At 69.5% G+C, this 22,298-nt stretch carries 20 protein-coding genes; 13 read left to right on the forward strand and 7 right to left on the reverse strand.

Going from position 1 to position 22,298, the window contains the following annotated elements:
* Positions 1 to 57 precede the first annotated feature (57 nt).
* Entirely contained in the window at positions 58 to 606 is a 549-nt protein-coding gene (locus tag C4V41_RS30775; RefSeq protein ID WP_200824330.1) for a TetR/AcrR family transcriptional regulator, read from the reverse strand.
* Positions 607 to 958: 352 nt separating this feature from the next.
* Between C4V41_RS30775 and pstS the strand changes: the two genes are divergently transcribed.
* Complete coding sequence (gene pstS / locus C4V41_RS30780) at positions 959 to 1,918, forward strand: phosphate ABC transporter substrate-binding protein PstS (RefSeq protein WP_160150448.1); 960 nt, start codon at positions 959 to 961, stop codon at positions 1,916 to 1,918.
* 5 nt (positions 1,919 to 1,923) lie between these two features.
* Here pstS and C4V41_RS30785 read toward each other — a convergent pair whose 3' ends face one another.
* Both C4V41_RS30785 and C4V41_RS30790 read right to left on the reverse strand, forming a co-directional pair.
* Positions 1,924 to 3,282: a three-helix bundle dimerization domain-containing protein gene (locus C4V41_RS30785; RefSeq protein ID WP_235030465.1), complete on the reverse strand. Its 1,359-nt coding sequence runs from the start codon at positions 3,280 to 3,282 to the stop codon at positions 1,924 to 1,926.
* A 187-nt stretch (positions 3,283 to 3,469) separates the two neighbouring features.
* Positions 3,470 to 4,498 carry a WXG100 family type VII secretion target gene (locus C4V41_RS30790; RefSeq protein ID WP_146103840.1) on the reverse strand — a complete coding sequence of 343 codons (1,029 nt, stop codon included), beginning with the start codon at positions 4,496 to 4,498 and terminating at the stop codon, positions 3,470 to 3,472.
* A 296-nt stretch (positions 4,499 to 4,794) separates the two neighbouring features.
* On the opposite strand from C4V41_RS30790, the gene C4V41_RS30795 reads away from it, so the two are divergent.
* Positions 4,795 to 5,256, forward strand: coding sequence for a GNAT family N-acetyltransferase (locus tag C4V41_RS30795; protein WP_103959466.1), 462 nt, complete (start codon positions 4,795 to 4,797; stop codon positions 5,254 to 5,256).
* 96 nt (positions 5,257 to 5,352) lie between these two features.
* On the opposite strand, the gene C4V41_RS62085 is transcribed toward C4V41_RS30795, so the two are convergent.
* Both C4V41_RS62085 and C4V41_RS30800 read right to left on the reverse strand, forming a co-directional pair.
* Entirely contained in the window at positions 5,353 to 5,526 is a 174-nt protein-coding gene (locus tag C4V41_RS62085) for a hypothetical protein (protein WP_160150449.1), read from the reverse strand.
* Positions 5,527 to 5,576: 50 nt separating this feature from the next.
* Positions 5,577 to 6,275 (reverse strand): tetratricopeptide repeat protein, encoded by a 699-nt coding sequence (locus tag C4V41_RS30800; RefSeq protein WP_160150450.1) that lies wholly within the window; start codon positions 6,273 to 6,275, stop codon positions 5,577 to 5,579.
* A gap of 488 nt (positions 6,276 to 6,763) precedes the next feature.
* Here C4V41_RS30800 and C4V41_RS30805 point away from each other — a divergent pair, with 488 nt between their 5' ends.
* From C4V41_RS30805 to C4V41_RS30825, 5 genes are read left to right on the forward strand one after another with little or no spacing between them, the layout of a single operon-like run.
* On the forward strand, positions 6,764 to 7,114 hold the full coding sequence (locus C4V41_RS30805; protein WP_235030466.1) for a YbaB/EbfC family nucleoid-associated protein: 351 nt from the start codon (positions 6,764 to 6,766) through the stop codon (positions 7,112 to 7,114).
* Between the two features lie 3 nt (positions 7,115 to 7,117).
* The gene (locus tag C4V41_RS30810) at positions 7,118 to 7,435 is read left to right on the forward strand and encodes a hypothetical protein (protein ID WP_103959469.1); all 318 of its coding nucleotides are present in this window, start codon (positions 7,118 to 7,120) and stop codon (positions 7,433 to 7,435) included.
* Positions 7,432 to 11,376: a toxin glutamine deamidase domain-containing protein gene (locus C4V41_RS30815; protein ID WP_103959470.1), complete on the forward strand. Its 3,945-nt coding sequence runs from the start codon at positions 7,432 to 7,434 to the stop codon at positions 11,374 to 11,376. Before C4V41_RS30810 ends, C4V41_RS30815 begins: the two co-directional genes overlap by 4 nt.
* Before the next feature lie 19 nt (positions 11,377 to 11,395).
* Entirely contained in the window at positions 11,396 to 11,680 is a 285-nt protein-coding gene (locus C4V41_RS30820; protein ID WP_103959471.1) for a YrhB domain-containing protein, read from the forward strand.
* On the forward strand, positions 11,677 to 11,916 hold the full coding sequence (locus C4V41_RS30825) for a hypothetical protein (RefSeq protein ID WP_103959472.1): 240 nt from the start codon (positions 11,677 to 11,679) through the stop codon (positions 11,914 to 11,916). The genes C4V41_RS30820 and C4V41_RS30825 overlap by 4 nt, the downstream gene beginning before the upstream one ends.
* Positions 11,917 to 12,045: 129 nt before the next feature.
* Here the strand turns inward: C4V41_RS30825 and C4V41_RS30830 are convergent, their stop codons facing one another.
* Together C4V41_RS30830 and C4V41_RS30835 are read right to left on the reverse strand one after the other, a co-directional pair.
* The gene (locus C4V41_RS30830; protein WP_103959473.1) at positions 12,046 to 13,434 is read right to left on the reverse strand and encodes a glycoside hydrolase family 6 protein; all 1,389 of its coding nucleotides are present in this window, start codon (positions 13,432 to 13,434) and stop codon (positions 12,046 to 12,048) included.
* A 29-nt stretch (positions 13,435 to 13,463) separates the two neighbouring features.
* On the reverse strand, positions 13,464 to 15,653 hold the full coding sequence (locus C4V41_RS30835; RefSeq protein WP_103959474.1) for a glycoside hydrolase family 9 protein: 2,190 nt from the start codon (positions 15,651 to 15,653) through the stop codon (positions 13,464 to 13,466).
* A gap of 295 nt (positions 15,654 to 15,948) precedes the next feature.
* Between C4V41_RS30835 and C4V41_RS30840 the strand changes: the two genes are divergently transcribed.
* Genes C4V41_RS30840 through C4V41_RS30860 form a run of 6 tightly spaced genes read left to right on the forward strand, consistent with a single transcriptional unit; the run spans position 15,949 to position 22,260 of the window.
* Positions 15,949 to 17,232, forward strand: a complete 1,284-nt coding sequence (locus tag C4V41_RS30840; protein WP_103959475.1) for an ABC transporter substrate-binding protein — start codon at positions 15,949 to 15,951, stop codon at positions 17,230 to 17,232.
* Entirely contained in the window at positions 17,219 to 18,157 is a 939-nt protein-coding gene (locus C4V41_RS30845; RefSeq protein WP_200824332.1) for a carbohydrate ABC transporter permease, read from the forward strand. Before C4V41_RS30840 ends, C4V41_RS30845 begins: the two co-directional genes overlap by 14 nt.
* Positions 18,158 to 18,159: 2 nt before the next feature.
* Positions 18,160 to 18,981 carry a carbohydrate ABC transporter permease gene (locus C4V41_RS30850; RefSeq protein WP_200824333.1) on the forward strand — a complete coding sequence of 274 codons (822 nt, stop codon included), beginning with the start codon at positions 18,160 to 18,162 and terminating at the stop codon, positions 18,979 to 18,981.
* Positions 18,978 to 20,312, forward strand: a complete 1,335-nt coding sequence (locus tag C4V41_RS64445) for a GH1 family beta-glucosidase (protein ID WP_235030467.1) — start codon at positions 18,978 to 18,980, stop codon at positions 20,310 to 20,312. The genes C4V41_RS30850 and C4V41_RS64445 overlap by 4 nt, the downstream gene beginning before the upstream one ends.
* The gene (locus C4V41_RS30855) at positions 20,309 to 21,301 is read left to right on the forward strand and encodes a LacI family DNA-binding transcriptional regulator (RefSeq protein ID WP_235030468.1); all 993 of its coding nucleotides are present in this window, start codon (positions 20,309 to 20,311) and stop codon (positions 21,299 to 21,301) included. The genes C4V41_RS64445 and C4V41_RS30855 overlap by 4 nt, the downstream gene beginning before the upstream one ends.
* Entirely contained in the window at positions 21,298 to 22,260 is a 963-nt protein-coding gene (locus C4V41_RS30860) for an aldo/keto reductase family protein (protein ID WP_103959477.1), read from the forward strand. The genes C4V41_RS30855 and C4V41_RS30860 overlap by 4 nt, the downstream gene beginning before the upstream one ends.
* Positions 22,261 to 22,298 lie beyond the last annotated feature (38 nt).

The raw sequence follows: 22,298 nt of genomic DNA on the forward strand, positions 1-22,298 counted from the left end.
CGATGTCAACAGGCGTTGGCATCGTGCGCACGCCCTCTGTCACCCGGGGAACCGCCGTCAGGAGCCGATCAGGTAGCGCCGCAGGGTCGGGCCGAGCCACTCGATGATCTCGTCACGGCTCAGCGCGACGACCGGCGGCAGGCGGAGCACGTACCGGCAGAGGGCGAAGCCGAGCGCCTGAGTGGCGACCAGCCCGGCCCGGGTGTGCGCCTGGGCCGGGTCGCCGGTGAGCTTGACGACCAGAGGGGTGAGCTGGTCGGCGAAGATGGCGCGCATCCGCTCGGCGGCCTGATCGTTGGTCACCGCCGTACGCAGCAGGATCGCCAGCACGTCACCGTCGCCCCACCGGTCGACCAGATGCGCGGCCAGCGCGTGCCCGACCTGGTCGTGGGGCAACCCGGTGACGTCGGGCAGGCGCAGGTCGAAGTCCGCGGCGGTGGCGAACAACTGTTGCTTGCTGCCGAAGTAGCGCATCACCATCGACGGGTCGATGCCCGCGGTGGCGGCGATGGCCCGGATGGTGGCGCGGTCGTAGCCATCGGCGGCGAAGTGCTCGCGGGCGGCCCGCAGGATCGCGGCCTTGGTGTCCTCGGACGATCGTCTCACGCCGGCCAGTGTAGGCCAACACGTGTTTGCCCACGGGCGTTGACGATCTTGGCCAGAGGTGGGCACCGCCGCCGCGAGGGTCGTGGCGGCGGCCTTCTTGTGACCCGATGGCGGTCGCCGGCCTGGACCGCCTGCGGGAATCAGGACAGCCACCGGCATGGGGGCTTGATGACTCATTAATGTCCGTAGCTTGACGGTTGATCAACGTGACCGGAAACGACCTCTTCATAGTCTTGATGAGATGGCAAACCTGAGGTGGGCCGCCTGGCCGGCCCTGCTCGCCGCCCTCATCTTGGCCGCCTGCATTGTTGGCTTGTGCGGGATAGCGATACTGACGCGCGACGATGCGCCTGTGAGGACGCGGGCGTCCGCGTCGATCTCCGGCTCGGGTTCGACCGCGCAGAAGGGCGCGATGGACGCGTGGCGTGCCGAGTTTCATCGGACCCATCCCGATCTTCGCGTGGACTACCGGGCCAACGGGTCAGGAGCCGGCATTCGCGATTTCCTTGCCGGCACCACCGCGTTCGCCGGTTCCGATGTCGCGCTGCAACCGCGGGAACAGGTGCTGGCGGACAGGCGCTGCGGCGCCAGGGCGGTGCACCTGCCCATGGTGGTCGGCCCCATCGCGCTGCCGTACAACCTGCCGTCCGTACCGGATCTGAGACTTTCGCCCACCACCCTCACCGCCATCTTCAGCGGGCGGATCACCAGGTGGGACGCCCGGGAGATCGCCGCCGACAACGTCGGCGTGCGGCTGCCGCCCAGCCGCATCCGGCCCATCCACCGCTCCGACGACTCAGGCACCACCCACAACTTCACCTCCTACCTCCAGGCGGCGGGCCGCTGGCCGCACCCCCCGTCCAGAAAATGGACCGACGCCGGGCGGGGCGTCGCGGGTTCCGATGGGGTCACCCAGCTCGTCCAGTACGTCGAGGGGTCCATCGGGTACGTCGAATACGGGTTCGCCAGCAATGCCCGCCTGCGCACCGCCAAGGTGCGCAACGCCGCCGGCCGGTTCGTCGCGCTCTCACCCGAGAGTGCCACCGAGGCGCTGGACGGCGCCCGGAGGGCCGGCGAGAACGATGATCTGGTGGTGAAGTTCGACTACCTGACCAAGGCCAAGGGCGCCTACCCCATCATTCTGGTCACGTACGAAATCACCTGCTCCAACAACTCCGACCCGCTCGTACGGACCTTCCTGACCTACACCGCGAGCGACGCCGGCCAGTCCTACCTTCCTCTGTACGGCTACGCCCCGCTCCCGCAGGAGCTTCTCCTCCGGGTACGTGCACAGCTCGGCGTCACGAGCTGACCAGGTCAGCCGTACGATTTGGCGACACCGTCGAGCAGGTTCTCCAGGGTGTCGTAGGAAGGAATGTCGACCACGTCGATGAGGTCGGCCGCGACGCGTACCTTGTGGTCGGCGGCGACCTGGGCGAAGCGGCCGGTGTCGCCGGAGCGGAACCCGTGCTCGGCGGCCAGCCGCTGCAGTTGCGGGTCGGTGCTGAGCAGGCGTCCGACGCGGTCACCGTCCGCGTTGAGCGGCACCAGCGTGTGCTTCGACAGCACGGTCGGCGACGGGTACATCAGCACCATTCCGGGCTTGAGCCGCCCTTGCGTGGCGGCGTCGATGAACTGCGACTCGTAGATCCACACCATCGGCGACGGGCCCATGCCCACCGTGAGGTATTCGTTGAACGGGCCCTCGGAGGTGTTGTCGGTGTAACCCTGGCCGGTGAAGAGCCGCGTCACCAGGGGCAGCACGGTCTTCTCTTCGGAGGCGCCGTGCACGACCTTGCCGCCGTTCGCGACATAGCTGTTGATCGCCAGGTACATGGCGGCGGAGTTCGACGTGCGCGGGTCCGTCGTGGAGATCAGGATGTTCTTGTCGACGGGATAGACGGAGTTGCCCGCGAGCTGGTCCCACTTCGTGTCCGTGGTGACCAGTTCGAGGTGGCGGCCGATTCTGAAGGCCGGGACGGCGTCCTGCTTCACGACGCCCGCCTTGGTGAGCAGGTCCGCGATCGGCTGGAACGTCGCGATCGCCATGGGCGAGGAGAACGGCGTGTACTTCGTGCCGACCTTGCGGAGGCGCTGGATGTACTCGCCCGCAGGCGCGCTCGACGGGAACGCGAAGTCGTAACCGCCGAGGTCCGTCGACGTGGCGATCTGGCGGGAGCCTGCCGTCTCGATCTCGACCTTCACGCCCTTGCCGGCGAAGGCCCGCACCACCTGCGGGTCCTCGAAGAACGCCTTCTTCTCTGAGCCGATCACACCACGCACGGTCGCGAGAGGCGGCGGCGCCGGGGGCTCCTCCTGCCCGAGGTTCACGACCACCACGGTGGCGACGACGGCGACCGCGACGGCCAGCCCGGCCGGGATCAGCACCTTGCGGCCGGGCATCTTCCTCGCGACCGGGACGGGCTCGGGCCGCTCTTCTGGTGTTGCGACCTCGACGGGTACGTTCGTTTCCACCCGTACCGCCAGCTCGCCACGCGCCAGGCGTTCGGCCAGGACAGGGATGAAATCCCGGACAGGAAAGCCGTCGAAGCGGCGATAGGCCGCCTGCATCACCCTCTCGACGTGCTCGGCGGAATGGGTGCCGGCGAAGACCTGAACCAGGTGCTCGGTGGTCCGGCGGATCGCCTGTTGTTCGCGGAGGGCCTCGACACTCACCAATATCTCCCCGACGTCGCATTTGTCATATTTCGCGGCAAGCTGTACGCCGGCCCGAACGTCGGGACCTAACCATATAGGCGTTTTCGGGCGGGTCGATAACTAGGCCAAGCCGTTCATGACACCGACCTTTTCAACCTGCGATTGTTCATGATCGTTCACCGTCGAGACATCCGCCCGACGGCCATTAATTGAAGTAGGGACGCCGATCCTCTGGCCGGATCAGGCCCGGCAGGCCGAGCTGGGCGGACTGCGGGAACCGCGGGAGCACTTCGTCGCAGAATTGCTGGTCGACCTTTTTCAAATACTCACGGGCGGTGCTGTCGTCGTCATCCTGGAAAATGTCGGTGAACCAGTTTTCGTCGGCCACCGCGTGATCGAAGCGCGCCTTGGCCGGCGCCACGATGTCATCGGCACATGTCCGGGCCAGCGAGCCGATCACGTTGTAGACCTCGGCCAGCGGATACACCGTGTCATGGATGGCTTTCAACGACTTTTGCGCCTTCTCCGCCGCCGCGCCGGCCCATTGGTAACTGATGTCGTTCGCATGCGACCGCAGCCTGCCGGCCATCGTGTCCAGGTCATCGGAAATGGCTTTCATGACCTTGGAGAAGTTTCTCATCGACTGTTCGTCGCCCGTCATCAGGAGGTCCCTGATCTGTTCCTTGCCGAGACCGCCGTAGTCATGGCGCAGTTCGATGTCGCTCCAGTCGACCACGATATATCCGGACGGATATTGACTGCTGACGGCGTAACCCTTGTCGTCGCTGCTCCAGCTACTTCTCGGCGTCTGCGAAAACTGGCTGACAGTGTCGATGGGGGCACCACGCCGGTTCCAGAACGACTGCCTCGTCAGCCAGTCGTTCTCTTCGGCGATGTCGTAGTTCTTGCCGGCGGTGGCGACTCCGCAGGCGGCGACGACGCACTCCACCGCCGCGTCGCTGGTGATGCCGTACAAGGCATCGCTGAATCCTCGGAAGATCTTGGAAACGTCGTTGGCCCGGCCCCAGTCGCCGGCGTTGAACCCCGGCCCATGCCACCACTCGGGAATGTCGACCTCGTTGAGGTCTACCACCATGCGTACGGCCGTTTCGCGCAACGCCTTGCGATCGACCTCGACACCGTCCCTGACCTCGGCGCCGAGCCCGGGCCAATCGTCTCCGAGCCTGGAGTCGCCGCTCGTGCCATCGCCTGGGGAGTCGGTTCGCAAAGTCACGCGGTATCGCTCTCGTCAGATGTGGTTGATTCGCGGCGACGACTCTGGGCGAGAATGATCAATCAGATGAGAACCGCCCGTCACCACACGGTGAACTGCCGGCGAATATCGAGCCCGCCCGCGGAGCACGCGCCGGCCCGGCCGCGTGGCCCAGGCCGACGCCGCCGGTGCCTCAAGAAGGACGGTCCGCCCGCAGGTCCGTCCGCCATGCCGGTGCGGTGACGGGCAGGGGGCGGCTGATCGGAAGGTGGGGCGCACCAGGATGGGACCTGTGCCAGCATGGCGGCGTGACAACGATGGACAATGGGCGCCTGCGTACCGCGACCACCCACGATGGCGTCGAGTTGCTCAACCTGTGGGCGCTGTTGTTCGACGAAGACAACGCGGCGCGGGAGGATCCGTGGAGAAGCCACGCAGCCGAGTGGTTCGGCCGCTCCGTTGACGATCCGAGTAGCGTCCGTTTCCCCGTGATCGAGGTCGGCGATGCGATCGTCGCCACGGCGATCGGCACCCTCGAACTCGGCGTGCCGAACCCCCAGTGCGCCAAGGGGCGCACCGTGCGACTCGCGAACGTCATCACCTTGCCCGGGCACCGCGGCCGAGGCTACGGAACGAGGCTCGTCCTCGACGTGCTCGACTGGGCCCGGTCGATCGACGCCGACCGCGTCGACCTGAGCGCCACGCCGGAAGGGCGGCGCCTCTACGAGAAACTGGGCTTCACGACGACCTCGGCCCCGCGGATGAAACTCGCTCTTTGATGTACGACGTCGCCGTTCCGGCAACGCCCAGCCCTCGTCAGATCCGGACGCCATCGCGGCTGCCTGCCATTACGTAGGGTAGTCACCGCGCTCCAGTCATGTCAGTCGGCTGATCGGCGGCCGGACGGCGTTGTCGTGCTCGAGTTCGAGGACGTTGACGGGTCGAACCTTGCTCATGATGCCGTCCGACGGCTGACCGCATGTGACGAAATTGCCCGAGACCGCCATGATCTGGGCGTATTCCTCGGGCGGGCCCGCACCGATCAGCATGGCGGCGTAGGCGTTGGGGGCGACCGGCTGGTAGGCGACGTCCTTGCCGGTCAGAGCATGTTCTTGATCGGCTGGGGTGTTTCCGGTACGGGCCGGGCGAGGATCTCGGTCGCCTCCCGGGGCGTGAACATCCGGGCCTCGCGCAGGAGGCGGACGGAGTCCTCCCACTGTTTCCGCGCTTCGCCGTGCCGTCCGAGGTCGTGCAGCGTGGTGCCGAGCCTCCAGCGGCACCCGGCCTCCTTCAGGCGGTATCCCGATTCGCGGAGCAGCCGCACGGCCGTCGTGTAGCTTTCCATTGCCTCGGTCAGGCGGCCGGCGTGGCGGTAGGCGTCTCCCAGCGATTCGTGCGCTGCGCCCGTACCGACGCGCGGGTCCAGCTTCTGCCACAGCTCCACCGATCGGCGGGCGTCCGCGATCGCTTCGTCGAAGCGTCCCTGACGGTAGTAGACGTGTATCCGGTTGTTGCGGATCGAGGCCGCGGCCCCAGGGCGTCCGGCGTCGCTGTTGAGCTTCAACGCGGACTCGAAGTAGCCGAGTGCCTCGTCGAGACGGCCCACGAGTGTGTGGATGACGCCGAGATTGTTGAACGTCCCGGCCTTGCGCCGGGGCAGGCCGGCGCGGTCCCAGTCGGTGAGCGCCGTCTTCAACTGCGCGATCGCGGCGTCGTGGCGGGCCTGGTCTCGATAGACCCAGCTGAGGAAGCTGCGGAGCTGTGCCTTGTCCTCCCACGCGCCGATGCGGTCGGCCACCTCGATGGCGTGCGCGTAGACGTCGTCCAGTTGGGTGTGCCAGCACGGAAGGCATGCCGTCTTCGCGAAAATTTGGCGTCTTAGTTCACATATGCATGTCCAGACGTGCTGACTTACAGCTGACTCACCACGTTGCCGATCACCGGGGACACCGGCTCTCCCACACGACGTTCCAGTCGCCATGCGCTGCCCGCGTGAAGGGCGGAGAGCGCTCTGCAGCGCGTGAGTGTCTTCCCGCAAGCCGTCGAACTGCGAAGGGGGTGGTCGGCCGTAGCCCGGGGAGTCCCGGGCCGACCTGAGTAGTCGTGCACAGGACTTCGGACATCCGTCCGGACGACGTCGAAACCCGGCACCGACGGCGCCCGGCAGGCCGAGGCCGAGGCGGGCCGGGTCACTTCGACGAATCCTGAAATGAGGGAACGAGCCGGCTGGCCCCCATTACGGTGCGAGAAATGAACGCTGACCAGTTGCATGAATACGCGAACCAATTGCGTGACAATTTCTTGCGACTGCAGGATCAATCCCTGGAACTGCACCAGCGCGCCCGAGCCCTGCAGGTCACCCACAGCTCGCCCGACGGCCTCGTCACCGCCACCGTCGGCGCCCGTGGCGACCTGATCCGGCTCGACCTCGACCCCCGCGTCTCCCGCCTGCGGGACAGCGGCAGGCTGGCCATCCTCATCACCGCAACCGTGCAGCAGGCCGCCGCGATGGCCCAGGAGGAGATCGTGCGGATGTTCGCGCCCCTCGTCCCGCCGGAGCAGATGCGGGCCCACCTCGACGGCGACCTCGACAGCGTGCTGGGACACCTGGACGACCGGCTGCGCGAGATCGGGTAGCGGATGGCCGAGCACGTACGCATGGAGCGGTCTCAGGTCGAAGCCGGGCTCAAGGGCTGGCAGGGCCACGCCGCCGGACTCGGTGACGCCCTGCGCGACGCCACTGCCCGCATCGAACGGCTGAACGCCGCCGCCCCCTGGGGCGGTGACTCGGCCGGGCGGGAGTTCTACCGGGCCTACTCGGCCGAAGGAGGGCCCGACACCCTCATCGCCTGGGCCGGGCAGCTCACAAGGAACCACGAGGCCGCCGGCGAAGGCGTACGGCAGACCGTGGAGACCACGAGCGAGGCCGCCTCCGCGCCGAGAGGCGATCGGGCGTGAGCGTCCACGCGGGGGCGGAGCCCAACCGCAGCACACCGGTCACCGATCACCCTGGCGGCGCCGACGACACGATCGGCAGCGGCGGCTACGCGACCGACGTCACGCCGGCCTGGGGCGAGGGCGCGCCCGAGTGGGTGGACGTCCTGATCTCGCTGGTGGCGGCCGGGCAGATGTGGCCGGAGGGCAGCGAGAAGGGCCTGGCCGAGCTGGCCGTGGCCTTCGACGACCTGTCGCGGGCGGCCCTGGCCGGGCAGGACGTGAGCTCGCGGGCCACGATGCTGGACGGGTGGTCGGGCGCGTCGGCCGACGCCTTCCGCGAGCACACCGACGAGCTCGTGTCGGGCGAGACGGGACTGGCGGGGATGGCGCGCGCCGCGCGGGCGTACGCGCTGCAGCAGGACTCCTTCGCGCGCGCCACGCAGTACGGCAAGCTGTCCATCAACGTCGGCTACTGGATCACGGTCAGCGCGGCCGCCGTCGGGGTCATGGCGAGCTTCCTCACCGCGGGAGCGACCACTCCCCTGCTCGCCGCTTACGCGCAGCGGCTACGTACCTTCCTCAACCAGGTGTTCGGCTCTCTGGAACGGGTGGCGGGCGCGGGGCGCGGGCTCACGGCCGTCGCGCCGAGGCTCGCCGCCGTCCAGACGGCGCAGTTCGGCGGGCGGCGACTCGGCCAGGGACTCCTGGCCAGGGCGGTCACCAGCCACATGCTGCGCGAACTGCCGGAGGAGGTGGGCGAGGGCCTGCTCATGGACGGGCTCGCCCAGCGGCGGCAGATGGAGCTCGGGACGCGTACGAGCTGGGACACCCGCATGACGGCCGCGAACGTCCTCGGCGACGCGACCGGCGCCCTGCTGGCGTCCCGGATCGCGCCCGGGGTCTCCAAGTACGTCTCCGGCCTCCCCGGCCTGCGCCACCTCGACACCGCGGCGGGGGACGCCGGCGGGATCGCGAACGTCCTCATGCGGTACCCCACCAAGGCCGCGAGCGCGGCCGCCACCAACGCGCTCGTCTCGGCCCCGGCCGGAATGATCGCCAACGGCGTCGTGTACGGCACCTGGCAGCTCCCCACCGTGGAAGGGCTGGTGGGCAGCATGGCGGCCGGCGCCGGCCGGGTGGGCACCATCAGCCCTCTCAGCACCGACGTCCTGTCCGCCCTCGCCAACCCGGCCACGGCCCTCGCCCGCGCGGAATCCACCGCCCTCGCCCAAGACCCCACACCCGCCGCCACCGGCAGCGGCCAGAGCGGGAGCCCCCAGAACACCACACCTGCCCCGGCCGGCAACGCGCACGGAACCGGCCCAACGGGCATCCCCCAGCCCGGCGGCCCCACCCCAGCCCCGACCGGCACCCTCACCGCGCCGGCCCAGACGGGGAGCACACCAAAGGGAGCACCCCCGAGCATCGCCTCCAGCCTTCAGGCGGCCGCGACCCCGCAAGGCTCGGCACCGAGCCCTGCGTCCGGCGGGACGGCGCAGGCCGGTACGACGGCGCAGGCCGGTACGACGGCGCAGGCCGGTACGGCACCGGGTGCCGCGTCCGGTGGCGCCGCGCAGGCTGGTGTGGCACCGGAAGGGGCGGGGCCGAGCGCCCAGCCGGGGAGCTCATCGGCGCAGGCCGGTCCGCTCGGTGCGGCTCCCGGCGCCCCGGCCGCCGGGGCGGGTGGAGTGGGTGGGCCCGCCCAGGCCACGCCAGGGGCTGGGCTCGCTCCCTCGGCCGCTGCCGCCTCTGTGCCGGCGACGCCCGCCGCTGCCGCGACAAGCGGCCCCGCCACCACTGCCGCGACAAGCGCCCCCACCACCGCTGTCGGGACGAGCGCCCCCGCCACCGCGGCCACCCTCGCCACCGGGACAACCGCTGCCGCCTCTGCGCCAACGGCTTCCGGTGCCCCGAACGTGGCCGGGGTGGATGTCGGGGTCGGGGAGTTGGTGCCGTCCAAAGAGGCGCTGGCTCTGGCGCTCAGTGGGGCGGCGGGCACCCCGTCCGTACCGGCTCTCAAGGGGCTTGAGCCGGAGGCGGCGAGCGAGATCGAGCAGGCGTTGCGGGAGTTGGCCCGGGACTATCCGGACCTGACGCGCGCCCTTGGCACCGTCAGCACCACCGACCCCCACGGCAACTTCGCGACCCAGCCGGACCTGGTGGCCTACGCGGTCATGGACGGTGGCGAGCGGGGCATCCACCTGAACCCCATCGCCATGACCGAGCAGGTGGAGGCCGGGCGGGTGGAGGAGGCGACCGGATGGACGGTGCCGGGCGGCGGGTCGGTGCGCGGGGTGCTGTTCCACGAGGTGGGCGAGCACATCGCCGACCGCATCATCGGCGACCCCGGCGCGCGCACCGCTCTGAACGCCACCGTCTCGGCCGCGCTGGGCCGCCCGTACGACGTCACAGGCGTGCACGACCAAGAGACCGTGACCGCTGTCGAGTCCCGCCTGTCCACGTACGGCGCCACCACCCCCCGCGACCTGATCGCGGAGGCGTTCACCGAGTACCGGGCCTCGGCGGCCCCGCGCCCCCTGGCCAGGGCGATCGGTGAGCTGATCGATCGGCTGCACACCACGCAGGCGCCCCCGGCACAGGACACCGCGCTGACGGCGCGCCCCCGTGAGGAGGTCTATGCCCGCAGGCGCGGCCCCTCCGACGACCCGGAAGCGGATCCGGACCTGTGGGCGCTGCGGGCCATGGACAGGCGGATGAGCGAATCCCGCTATCGGGACGAGGACGCCGAACGCCAGGCGGGCAAGATCCTGCAGCGCATCGCGAGCACCTGGGGCCGCAACGGTACCCAGTGGCTGCTGGACACGTTCCAGGCGCGTTCGCCGTACGTACGCGACGGCATCGTCTGGGCCGCCCGCCAGAACGGCCTGGCCGGCCCGGCCGGTGAGCAGTCGATGGCACGGACATCCCGGCCCGCGGGCCAGAGTGGCCAGAGCGGCCAGCCGGCGGAGACCACCTACCAGGCCGAGAACCTGTACGACTCCCAGGCCGACCGGCGCCACTGGAAGGACGTCATGCGGGAGGCCGACCGTCTCGCCCACGAGTACACGGCCGCCGACCGCGACCAGGACGCGGACGCGTTCCAGGACGCCATCGACAACGCACAGGCGTTCGTCCGCCGCCACGGCCTGGCCGACGCCGACCGGACGTCGTGGTACAAGTTCAAGGGCGCGGCCGAGATGGACGACTGGATGGCCTTCCGCGAGAGAGACGACACCAGCACCGGTATCGGCTACATCAGCGAGATCCTGCTCTACGACTTCGACCTGGAGCCGGACGACCTGAAGGGCACCGGTGCCGCCGGCCAGAGCGGGACGAAGGGATACGAGCCGCCGATCTCCGACCACGACGACTTCGGCAAGGTCAATGTCGAGCGCCGGGTCAAGGTGCCGCTCGCCGGGCTGCGCCCGCAACGGGTGGAAGACTACGACAACGCCGCCCAGCCGCTCAGCGAAGAGCACAAGGAGGCCATGCGGAAGGCGTACGGGGAGTTGCGGAAGTTCATCGACGACCTCGGCTCCAGGCAGATCAGGTTCGGCGACCTGCTCACGATCCTCAACAAGGTCAACCCGACCGGGCACAACAGGAACTGCCCCGAGACCAGCCTGGCCATCGACGACATCCTGCGCGGCAAGCCGGCCGTGGCCGGGCCGCTGAACGCCGCGCCGGTCCCGGTCATCCGCACCACGATGGGCAGGCGGGCGATCGAGAAGCACATGCGGCTCAGCAGCCTCAAGAAGGTGGCGAAGATCCTGCTCAACGAGGGGCCGGGATCGCGCGGCGTGGTGGTCGGCTACAGCGGCTCCGGCATCGGGCACGTGTGTAACGTCCTCAACGTCAACGGCCGCATCTACTACGCGGACGGCCAGCATCAGCGGGTGTACCCGGACCGGCACCCCATGGAGGGCAGATACCGCGAGTACGACTTCTTCCAGACCCGCTGAGAAAGGACGGATCATCATCATGATCGGCAAGGAGAGGGCCGAGCAGGTCGTGCGCGCGTACATCGCGGACGAGCTGAGCGCGGTGGGTGAGGGGCTGGTCGTGCACGACGCGGTGACGGTGGAGCGGCCGTACGGGTGGTTCTTCACGATCACCACGGCGGAGTTCGTCGAGACGGGCGACCCCGGCACCACGTACGCCGGGCTGGGACCGGTCCTGGTGCGGCGGGCCGACGGCGGGCTCGTCGAGTTCGACTCCATGTACACCGGCGAGGCGGCGGCCGAGGTCTACGAGGAGGGGCTGTGACGCGGCGGCGGCCCGCGATCTGCGACGCGTGCGCGAGGCTCCGGCAACGGGTTGATCCGCAGGTGGCCGGCCGGTACGTCCCCTACTGCGCGGCCTTCCCCGAAGGCGTCCCGGCGGAGATCTACGGGGGCGGCTTCGACCACCGGCACGAACACCCTGGCGACGGCGGCATCCGGTTCGCGCCGCGGCCGGCGGCGGAGGGGGCGATGCGGGCGTTCGAGCTGCGCCGTACCTGATGTACGGCACGGGACGATGCGGTACGGGGCGGCGTTGACCTGGCGGTCTCCGCGCTTCCCCGGATCTTGACAGGTGGCCCGGCGCCACGTGTGACGCCGGGCCTGCTTCTCTCAGAGCTCGGGTCTAGGTCACGTGCCGTCGATCAGCCGTATGGCGAGGTCCGGGCTGAACGTTCCGGCGGGCACGTTCGGCGCGATGCCGCAGTTGCCGTCCGAGTCGCCCGGGACCTTGACCCAGAGCAGCATCTCGGCGCCGCCGCCGACCTGCGTCGTGGCGCCGAGCCTGCGACCCGACGGGTTGCACCATTCCCCGTTGGAGCCGTTGCCGTTGCGGCTGGTGTCGATCACGAACTTGGCGGTGCCGCCGAGCGCGGAGTTGATCGCGTCGCCGTACGTGGACGACTGGCCGGTCGTGTAGTAGTTGGAGACGTTGACCGAGAAGCCGCGGACGTTGGCCACGCCCACGCTCCGCAGCCGGGAGGCCATGGTCGCCGGTGCGGTCCAGCCGGCGTTCCCGGCGTCGAGGTAGGCCCAGGCGTTGGCGGCCTTGCCGCGGAACTGTTCCGTGGCGTAGGTCAGCATGCGGATACGTTCCTGCCGGGCCGTCTCGCTCATGCAGTCGAAGTCCCCGAGGGAGTCGGGCTCGATGACGACGACCGCAGGCCGGTCGCCGATGCCGGAGGCGAACGCGGAGATCCACGTCTTGTACGCCGCCTCGCTGCCGGCGCCGCCACCGGAGTGACCGCCGCACGCGTCGCGGCCGGGGATGTTGTATGCGACCAGGATCGGCAGCTTGTCGGCGCTGTCGGCGGCGCCGACGAAGCTGGAGACGGAGGCGGTGATGTCGCCGCTCCAGCTGCCGAACCACCGGGCCATCGGCTTGGAGGCGATCGAGGACTGGACGCGGGCCGCGCGGGAGTCGCCGGCGTTGTTGCGCGCCCAGACCGCGGGGTTGGAGTTGGGGTCGACATAGAAGCCGCTCGTCATGCCGATCGGCCCGGACCCCGGCGTCGTCGCCTCGGTGAGGGAGACGTTGTCGAGGTGGACGGTGTGCGCGGCGTTCTTACCGAGTTGGAACGACACCTGACCGGCCGCCGTGCTCAGGCTGGAGGTGAAGGGGAAGCTGAAGCGCTTGCTCGTCGTGGTGAGCGCGATCGTCCTCGTCAGGGTGTTGGTGTACGGGCTGTCGGCCAGTTGCACGGTGGTGACCGCGCTGACCGAGGCGGAGGCGACGGCGTCGAACGACAGCGTATAAGCCTTACCGCTGGTCAGGGTGATGTTGTTCTGAGCCACCATGGCGTCCCACGGGTTGGCCGTGCCACCGGCGACGTTGACGCGCAGCCTCCCGGTGTCCACCGCCATGGAGGTGTTGGACGAGCTCCACCACGGCGCGGTGCCGGTGCCGAAGGTGCCGTTGACCACCAGTTCGGTCGCGGCGGAGGCGGGTGTGGCGACGGCCACCGACAGGGCGGTCACGGTCGCGGCCGTGACCGCGGCCAACCGGGTTAATACTCGCATGTACTGCTTCCTTTCTTCGGGATCCCCTGTCACAGGGAGTCGGTGAAAGCGGCGATCCAGGCAAGGGACGAGTTCCAGTTGATCGCCACCTCGTTGGTGGACCAGGAGCCGATGTCGTCGATGTAGCACTTGGCCGGTGCACAGCCGGCGAGGTTGCGCTGGGCGACCGGGTCCTGGAGACCGGAATTCGGACCCCCGGCCAGGGAACCCGGGGCGGGGATGGGAAGGCTCGCGTCGATCTGGTGGGCCCAGAACCGGTGGTGCTGGTTGCGGCCGGCCCGCTCTCCGTATCCGGTGATGTAGGACTGGTTGAGCGCGTTGCGCCCGAGCAGGTAGTCCATCGACTCCAGGACCGCTTCGCGGTAGCGGCGGCCGCGAGTGAGGTCGTAGGCCGTGGCCATGATCACTGCGCTGTTGGTCGTGGCGCTGGCCGAGCCCCAGACGTACTTTCCGTCGGCCGGCAGGTAGGGGTTGGCGTAGCCCTGGGTGTACGTGTCGCGCACGTAGCCGTCGGCGACGGACAGCACCCGCTTGCGCGCGGCGGCGAACATGGCGGCCGGGAAACGGCCGGGCAGCCGGGCGACGGTCAGGTCGGCCAGCGCGCCGGTCGACTGCCAGGAGAACCCGTCGGCGGTCAGCTTCGTGGTGACGAAGGGCAGATAGGAGCGCTTGCCGGTGGTCGCGTACAGTTCGGCGGCGGCCCAGGAGAACTCGTCGGAGACGTCGGTGTCGTCGTAGGCGCCCCCGCCCTCGCCTCCGGGCGGGGCGTAGAGGCCGGGATGCGCACGGGCCGCCCGCCAAGCGGTCTCGGCGGCCTCGAGGCAACGCCGGGCGAACGCGCGGTCCCATACCTTCCAGATCCGGGCGCACTGGGCCCCCGCGGCGGCCAGGTTGAGCGTCGCGGCGGTGGAGGGCGGGTAGAGGTGGCGCGGCTGGGCGTCCAGGTGCGGGATCGTCGGGTGCCCGGTCCACGCGGCGTCGTGCGCCTTGTGGTGGACCAGGCCGCTGGCGGGCACCTGCATGCGGAGCAGGAACTCCACCTCCCAGCGCGCCTCGTCGAGCACGTCCGGGACGCCGTTGCCGGCCTCGGGGATACGCAGCAGGCCGTCGCGCGTCCCCTCTCGATCGCCCTGCCCGCGCGAGCGCTCGTAGAGGTCCATGAGCTGCCAGGCGGCGAGGGCGCCGTTCACCACGTACTTGCCGTGGTCGCCCGCGTCGTACCAGCCTCCGCGCACGTCCAGCGTGTGGTCGCAGGTGCCCGGCAGGCACGGGACGCGGGTGTCTCCCTGGTTCGGCGCGACGCCGAGGTGCCCGGCCGGTCTGGCGTAGGCGTCGCCGACGTACGCGGCCTCGATCGGGATGCCGCTGCGGTTGTGGTAGAAGTACGCCAGAGCGTCCCTGCGCAGGTCGTCGTACAGGTCGTCGCCGATATCGAACGGCAGGCTGACCTGGTCTCCGACCGCGAGCGTGTAACCGGTGCCCGCCTTGCGGACGGACGAGAAGTCGGCCACGTGGACGTGGTCGCCGGACATCGCGTCGGCACCGTGCACCCGGGTGCGGCCCTGGGCCACGGCCGCGCCGCGGGTGTCGAGCAGCCGCCACGACAGCGGCCGCGTCCCGGGGTCGACGATCGTGGCGCGCTTGGGGCCCGAGGTCGCGTAGCCGTGCTGGTTGACCCGCACCGGCGAGCCCAGGTCCCGGACGCCGCCGGGCGGGAGCACTCCCCCGACCAGGGAGATCTCGTCCAGGCACAGCGTGTACGGCTCCGTGGCGCCGCCCATCTGGAAGCTCACCTGTCCGTGGGAGTCCGAGACGTTCGACGTCGCGGTGTACTCGAACGTACGCGGCGTGGCCGTCAGCTCGGGCCGTTGGTCCAGGGGGGTGGTGTGCGGTGGGCCGGCGAGCTGGACGGTGGTGCGGATGGTGACGTCGCGGCTGGCGGAGGCGGTGAAGCGGAGCGTGTAGGACTGGCCGTCCTCCAGCGGGACGTCGTTCTGACCGATCATGGAGTCCCACGGGTTCGTGGTCCCGGCCGGGACGTCGGCGCACAGCCGGCCCGATTCGACGCGTGACGGGGTGTTCTGACTGCTCCACCAAGGGTCTCTGCCGCTGTCGAAACCGCCGTTCAGGAGTCTTTCGTAGGAGTCGGCGTGCGCGGGGGCCGCGAGGCCGGCGAGGAGGAGGACACAGGCTGCGGACAGCCTGAGTGTGGCGGGCATACCGGGACCTTTCAGGTCGCTGGACAGATCGTCCCCGGCACACCGCGGCGTCAGTGCCGAATCCTGTGCCAGGCCGCCGCGAGCTGTCAACCGTTTCGCAGAGATTGAACCTTGCTCTCTCCGTCCTCTTCTCAGAGGTGCGACAATCCCCTAACATCTGCTGGGAGCGCTCCCAAAAATGCACGGAAAAAGGCTCTGGTACACCGGCACAATCCGCGGCGTCAACGCAGGTAGTTGAGTGTATCGAGCAGTTCCACCCCCCTCTGGAACCGCTCCCGGAAACAGGGAGAATGACATGACGACAAGGCTGGCGCGGCCGCTGATCGCCGTCGCCCTCACCGGCCTGCTCGCGGCGTGCGGCGCTGGCGCACAGGCACCGGACACCGCGACGCCGGGAAAGACCACTCTGGTGGTCAAGACCTTCAGCGAGTTCGGCTACGAGGAGCTCTACAAGCAGTACGAGGCCGCTCACCCCGGAATAACGATCAAGCAGGAGAGCATCGCCCAGCTCGGCGACTACCTGCCCAAGCTGCAGCAGTGGATGGCCTCGGGCAGCGGAGCCGGAGACGTGGTCGCGCTGGAGGAGGGCATCCTCATCCAGTTCATGGCCAGACCCGAGCAGTTCGTGAACCTGCTCGACCACGGAGCCGGATCGCTGAAGGGCGATTTCCTGGAATGGAAGTGGAAGCAGGCACTCACGAGCGACGGGTCCAAACTCGTCGGGCTCGGCACCGACGTCGGCGCGCAGGGCATGTGCTACCGGACGGACCTGCTGGCCAAGGCCGGGCTGCCCACCGATCGGGAGAAGGTCGGTGAGCTCTGGCCGACCTGGGACGCCTACCTCGCCACCGGACAGAAGTTCGCCCAGGCCAAGACGGGAGCGCACTTCTTCGACTCGGCCGGCGGCATCTATCAGAACATCCTGATGCAGCAGGGCGACCACACCTACTACGACACCTCCAACAAACTGGTGATCGACACCAATCCCGCGGTGAAGGCGTCCTGGGACCAGGCGGTCACGATGGTCCAGGGTGGCCTGTCGGCGAATCTCGCGCAGTGGAGCCCGCAGTGGAACGCCGGGTTCAAGAAGGGCACCTTCGCCACCATCCCGTGCCCGTCCTGGATGCTCGGCGTCATTGAGGAGCAGGCGGGGCCGGAGAACGCCGGCAAGTGGGACGTGGCGCGCGTGCCGGGCGACGGAGCCGTTCGCGGTGGCTCGTTCCTGGCGGTGCCGACGCAGAGCAAGCACCAGAAGGAGGCGGCCGAGCTGGTGAAGTTCCTCACCAGCCCGAAGGGGCAGATCGCGGCGTTCAAGGCCAAGAGCAACTTCCCCTCGTCGCCGCAGGCCATCGACGACCCGGCGGTGCAGGGCTTCGTCAACGACTACTTCAACAACGCTCCCGTCGGGAAGATCTTCGGAGCGAGCGCGAAGGCGCTCAAGCCGGTCTACCTGGGGCCGGACAACAACCCGGTCGGTGACCGCGTCGGCAACGCGCTGATGGCCGTCGAGCAGGGCAAGCTCCAGCCGGCCGAGGCGTGGACCAAGGCCGTCGAGGACGCCAAGCGTGCTGCGAAGTAGCCACCTGTCATCCGCCGCGCACGCGAGGTCGCGGGCGGGGCTGCGGTCCCGCCTCGACCTGGTGGGCTCGCCCTACCTGTTCGTGGCGCCGTTCTTCGTGATCTTCGGGGTCTTCGGGCTCTTCCCGTTGCTGTACACCGCCTGGGTCTCGCTGCACGACTGGGACCTGGCGGGGGACGCGGGGTTCGTCGGGCTGGCGAACTACGCGGATCTGTTCGCCGACCCCGACTTCTGGAACGCGGTCGTCAACACCCTCGGCATGTTCGTGCTGGCCACGGTGCCCCAGTTGCTCCTGGCGCTGGTCGTGGCGAGCCTGCTCAACCAGCGGCTGCGTGCGCTGATGCTCTTCCGGATGGGAGTGCTCGCGCCGATCGTCACCTCGGTGGCGGCCGTGGCCATCGTGTTCAGCCAGATCTTCGACCGCGACGCCGGCATGGCCAACGGCCTGCTCGCCTTGCTGGGCGTGGAACCGATCGACTGGCGGGCGGACAAGTGGTCGTCCTGGCTGGCGATCTCGGTGATGGTCGATTGGCGATGGACCGGCTACAACGCGCTGATCTTCCTGGCCGCGATGCAGTCGGTGCCACGGGAGCTGTACGAGGCGGCGGCCATCGACGGCGCGTCCAAGGTCAGGCAGTTCTGGGGCATCACGGTGCCGCTGATCCGGCCGGCGATCCTGTTCGCGGTGATCATCTCGACCATCGGCGGCATGCAGCTGTTCACCGAGCCGCTCATCTTCGGCCAGGGCGGCTACGCCATCTCCGGCGGCAGCCTGCGGCAGTTCCAGACCGTGGCCATGTACATGTTCGAGAAGGCCTTCCGGGACTTCGACTACGGCTATGGCTCGGCCATCGCCTGGATGATCTTCCTGCTCATCGTGGTCTTCGCCCTGGTCAACTTCCTGCTCACGCGGAGGGCGAGATAGCCGTGCGAACCTCAGGCCCTCTGGTCTACCTCACCCTGCTGGCGGCGATCGCGCTGTCGGTCTTCCCGCTCTACTGGCTGTTCGTCGTGGCCACCCGGGCCAACGACGTCGTCGGCGACTGGCCACCGCCGCTCACCCCCGGCGGCAACCTGGGCGAGAACGTCACACGGCTCTTCGCGGCCGAGGACGCCAACTTCCTGCTGGGGATGGTCAACTCCGCGATCGCCTCCGTCACCGTGACCGTGTCGGTGGTGTTCTTCAGCTCACTGGCCGGCTTCGCGTTCGCCAAGCTGCGCTTCCGCGGCAGGAACGCGCTGCTGCTCGTCATCCTGGCCACGATGATGATCCCGGTCCAGATGGGCATCATCCCCCTCTACATGATCATGGTGGAGCTCGGCTGGCAGAACCGGCTGCAGGCGGTCGTCGTGCCGTTCCTGGTCTCGGCGTTCGGTGTCTTCCTGATGCGGCAGTACGCCGAGCGGGCCGTCCCCGACGAGCTGGTCGAGGCGGCGCGGGTGGACGGCTGCTCGACCTTCGGCATCTTCTGGAAGGTCGTGCTGCCCGCTCTCCGTCCGGGTGCCGCCGTGCTGGGGCTGTTCACCTTCATGGGCACCTGGAACGAGTTCCTGTGGCCGCTGGCCGTTCTGGAGGCCGACAACCCGACCGTCCAGTTCTCGCTCAGCCAGTTGTCCAGCACGTACTACACCGATTACACGCTCATGTTCTCCGGGACGCTGATCGCCACGCTCCCGCTGCTGTTCGTCTTCATCGCGTTCGGCCGCCAGATCATCGGCGGCATCATGGAAGGAGCCGTCAAGGCGTGAACACGTTCGATCCTGGCTTTCTCTGGGGGGCCGCCACCTCGAGCTACCAGATCGAGGGGGCGGCCGACGAGGACGGACGCGGGCCTTCGATCTGGGATGTCTTCGCCGCGCGGCCCGGCAACGTGCTCGATGGCAGCACCGGCGACGTCGCCTGTGACCACTACCACCGCTACCGCGACGACGTCGCCCTCATGGCCGGGCTCGGCCTGCGCGCCTACCGCTTCTCCGTGGCCTGGCCGCGGGTGCAGCCGCGCGGATCGGGGGCCGTCGATCAGCGCGGCCTGGACTTCTACCGGCGCCTCGTGGACGAGCTGCTGAGCCGCGGGATCCAGCCGTGGCCGACGCTGTACCACTGGGACCTGCCCCAGCCGCTGGAGGACGCCGGTGGCTGGCCCGCGCGGGACACCGCCCCGCGCTTCGCCGACTACGCCGCCGCCGTGCACGACGCGCTGGCCGACAGGGTGACGAACTGGACCACGCTCAACGAGCCCTGGTGCTCGGCCTTCCTCGGGTACGCCACCGGAGAGCACGCGCCCGGCCGGCGTGAGCCCGCCGCCGCCATCCGGGCCGTGCACCATCTGCTGCTCGGTCACGGCATGGCCGCGAGCGCCATGAGCGGCTCGCGGGTCGGCATCACGCTGAACCCCACCCAGGCGAGCCCGGCCACCGGCTCGGCCGAGGACCTGGACGCCGCGCGCCGCATCGACGGCGTGGCCAACCGGATCTTCCTGGACCCGCTGTTCCGGGCCGCCTACCCGGCGGACGTGGTCGAGGACCTGGCCGGGGTGACCGGCTTCGAGCACGTCCGTGACGGCGATCTGAAGGTGATCGCCGCGCCGCTGGACTTCCTCGGCGTCAACTACTACACCCCGGCCATCGTCTCCGGCGGCGGTCCCGCCCATCCGCCGGGCAAGCCGGGCGCGTACGTCGGCTCGGAGACGGTGCGGTTCGTGGACGGCGGCCGGCCGCGGACCACCATGGGATGGGAGGTCGACGAGCGTGGGCTGTCCGACCTGCTCGTACGGCTCGCCCGCGACTACCCGGTGACCGAGCTCCACGTCACCGAGAACGGCGCGGCCTACGACGACGAGGTGCACGACGCCGATCGGATCGCCTACCTCGACGGCCACCTGCGCGCCTGCCACGACGCCGTGGCGCGGGGAGTGCCGCTGCGCGGCTATTTCGCCTGGTCCCTGCTGGACAACTTCGAGTGGGCGTACGGGTACACCCAGCGGTTCGGCCTGGTTCACGTCGACTTCGCCACGCAGCGCCGTACCCCCAAGGACAGCGCGCGCTGGTACGCCGAGGTGATCAGGCGCGGTGGGCTGTGAGACCCACGATCGAGGAGGTGGCCGCGCACGCGGGGGTCGGCAGGAGCACGGTCTCCCGCGTGCTCAACGACTCCTCCAAGGTGCGCCCGAAGACCAGGCTCACCGTGCAGAAGGCCATCGAGGAGTTGTCCTACACCCCCAACCGGGCCGCGCGTTCGCTGGTCACCCGGCGCACGGACACGATCGCGCTGGTGATCTCCGAGTCACCCGAGCGGGTGTTCAGCGACCCGTTCTTCGCGGGCGTCGTCCGTGGCATCTCGGCGCAGCTCACGTCGTCCGGCAAGCAGTTGCTGATGACCATGGCCAGGTCGAGCGGCGAGCGGTCGTCCTTGGAGTCCTATCTCGGGGGCGGCCACGTGGACGGGGTCCTGCTGCTCTCGCTGCACCACGAGGATCCGCTCCCGTCCCGCCTGGGGAGGCTCGGCGTCCCGGCGGTGCTGGGCGGCAGGCCGCTCGATCCCGCTCTCGCCGCTCATGTCGTGGACGTGGACAACCAGGCGGGGGCGTACCTGGCGGTGCGGCACCTGATCGAGCGGGGACGGCGCCGGATCGCGACCATCACGGGGCCGATGGACATGCTCGTCAGCGTCCACCGGCTGGGGGGCTACCGTGACGGCCTGACCGCCTCCGGGATCGAGGAGAGTTCCGATCTCGTGGCGGGCGGGGACTTCGGCGAGCGCAGCGGTGCCGTCGCCATGCGGGCGCTGCTGGCCCGCAGGCCCGACCTGGACGCGGTCTTCGCCGCCTCCGACCTGATGGCCCTGGGCGCGCTGTGGGTGCTGCGCGAGGCGGGCCGCGCCGACGTGGCCGTCGTGGGCTTCGACGACTCGCCCCTCGCCGAACAGGCCGGGCTCACCTCGGTCCATCAGCCGGTCGAGGACATGGGCCGGGAGATGGTCCGCCTGCTGCTCATGCTGATCGGCGGCGGAACACCGAGCCGATCCATCCTCGTCCTCACCCCACACCTCGCGAAAAGGGAGACTTCATGAAATTTCGTCATCTTGGGCGCAGCGGGCTCATGGTCAGCGAGATCGCCTACGGCAACTGGCTCACCGAGGACACCGTCGAACCCTGCGTGCACGCCGCCCTCGACGCCGGGATCACCACGTTCGACACCGCGGACGCCTATGCCGAGACCCGCGCCGAGGAGGCGCTCGGCCAGGCGCTACGGGGGGTTCGCCGGGAATCGGTGGAGATCCTCACCAAGATCTACTGGCCCACCGGCCCCGGCCCCAACGACCGCGGCCTGTCCCGCAAGCACATCATGCGCTCGATCGACGGCTCGCTACGCCGTCTCGGCACCGACTACGTGGATCTCTACCAGGCGCACCGCTACGACTACGCCACCCCGCTGGAGGAGACCCTGCGGGCCTTCGACGACCTGGTGCGAAGCGGCAAGGTCCTGTACGTCGGCGTCTCCGACTGGACCGCGGAGCAGATCGCCGGCGCGCTGCGGATCGCCGACGACCTGGGCCTGGACCGGATCGTGTGCAACCAGCCGCAGTACAACATGCTCCGCAGGGTCATCGAGCCGGAGATCCTGCCGCTGTGCGCCAAGGAAGGTCTCGGCCAGCTCGTCTACCAGCCGATGGCCCAGGGCGTCCTGGCCGGGCGCTACTCCCCCGGCCAGGCGCCGCCCGCCGAGGCGCGCAGAGAGTTCGTGGACCGCCTGCTCACCGACGACGTCCTGACGCGCGTGGAGCGGCTCCGCCCGATCGCTGCGGACCTCGGGCTGACCATGGCGCAACTGGCGATCGCCTGGGTGCTGCGCGGCCCCGGGGTCTCGGCCGCGATCGTCGGCGGCTCGCGGCCCGAGCAGGTGCGCGACAGCGCGGCGGCCTCCGGGGTTACCCTCGGAGACGACGTGCTCAGCGCGATCGACGAGATCTTGGGCGACATGGTGGAACGGGTGGCCGACGGGCCGTTCAGCCCGCTCACCAGACCCTGATCGCGACTGGGAGCGGTCACAGCAAGCAAGCCTGATAC

It is taken from the genome of Nonomuraea solani (assembly GCF_900108335.1).
In the GTDB taxonomy this organism is placed as follows: Bacteria; Actinomycetota; Actinomycetes; order Streptosporangiales; family Streptosporangiaceae; genus Nonomuraea; species Nonomuraea solani.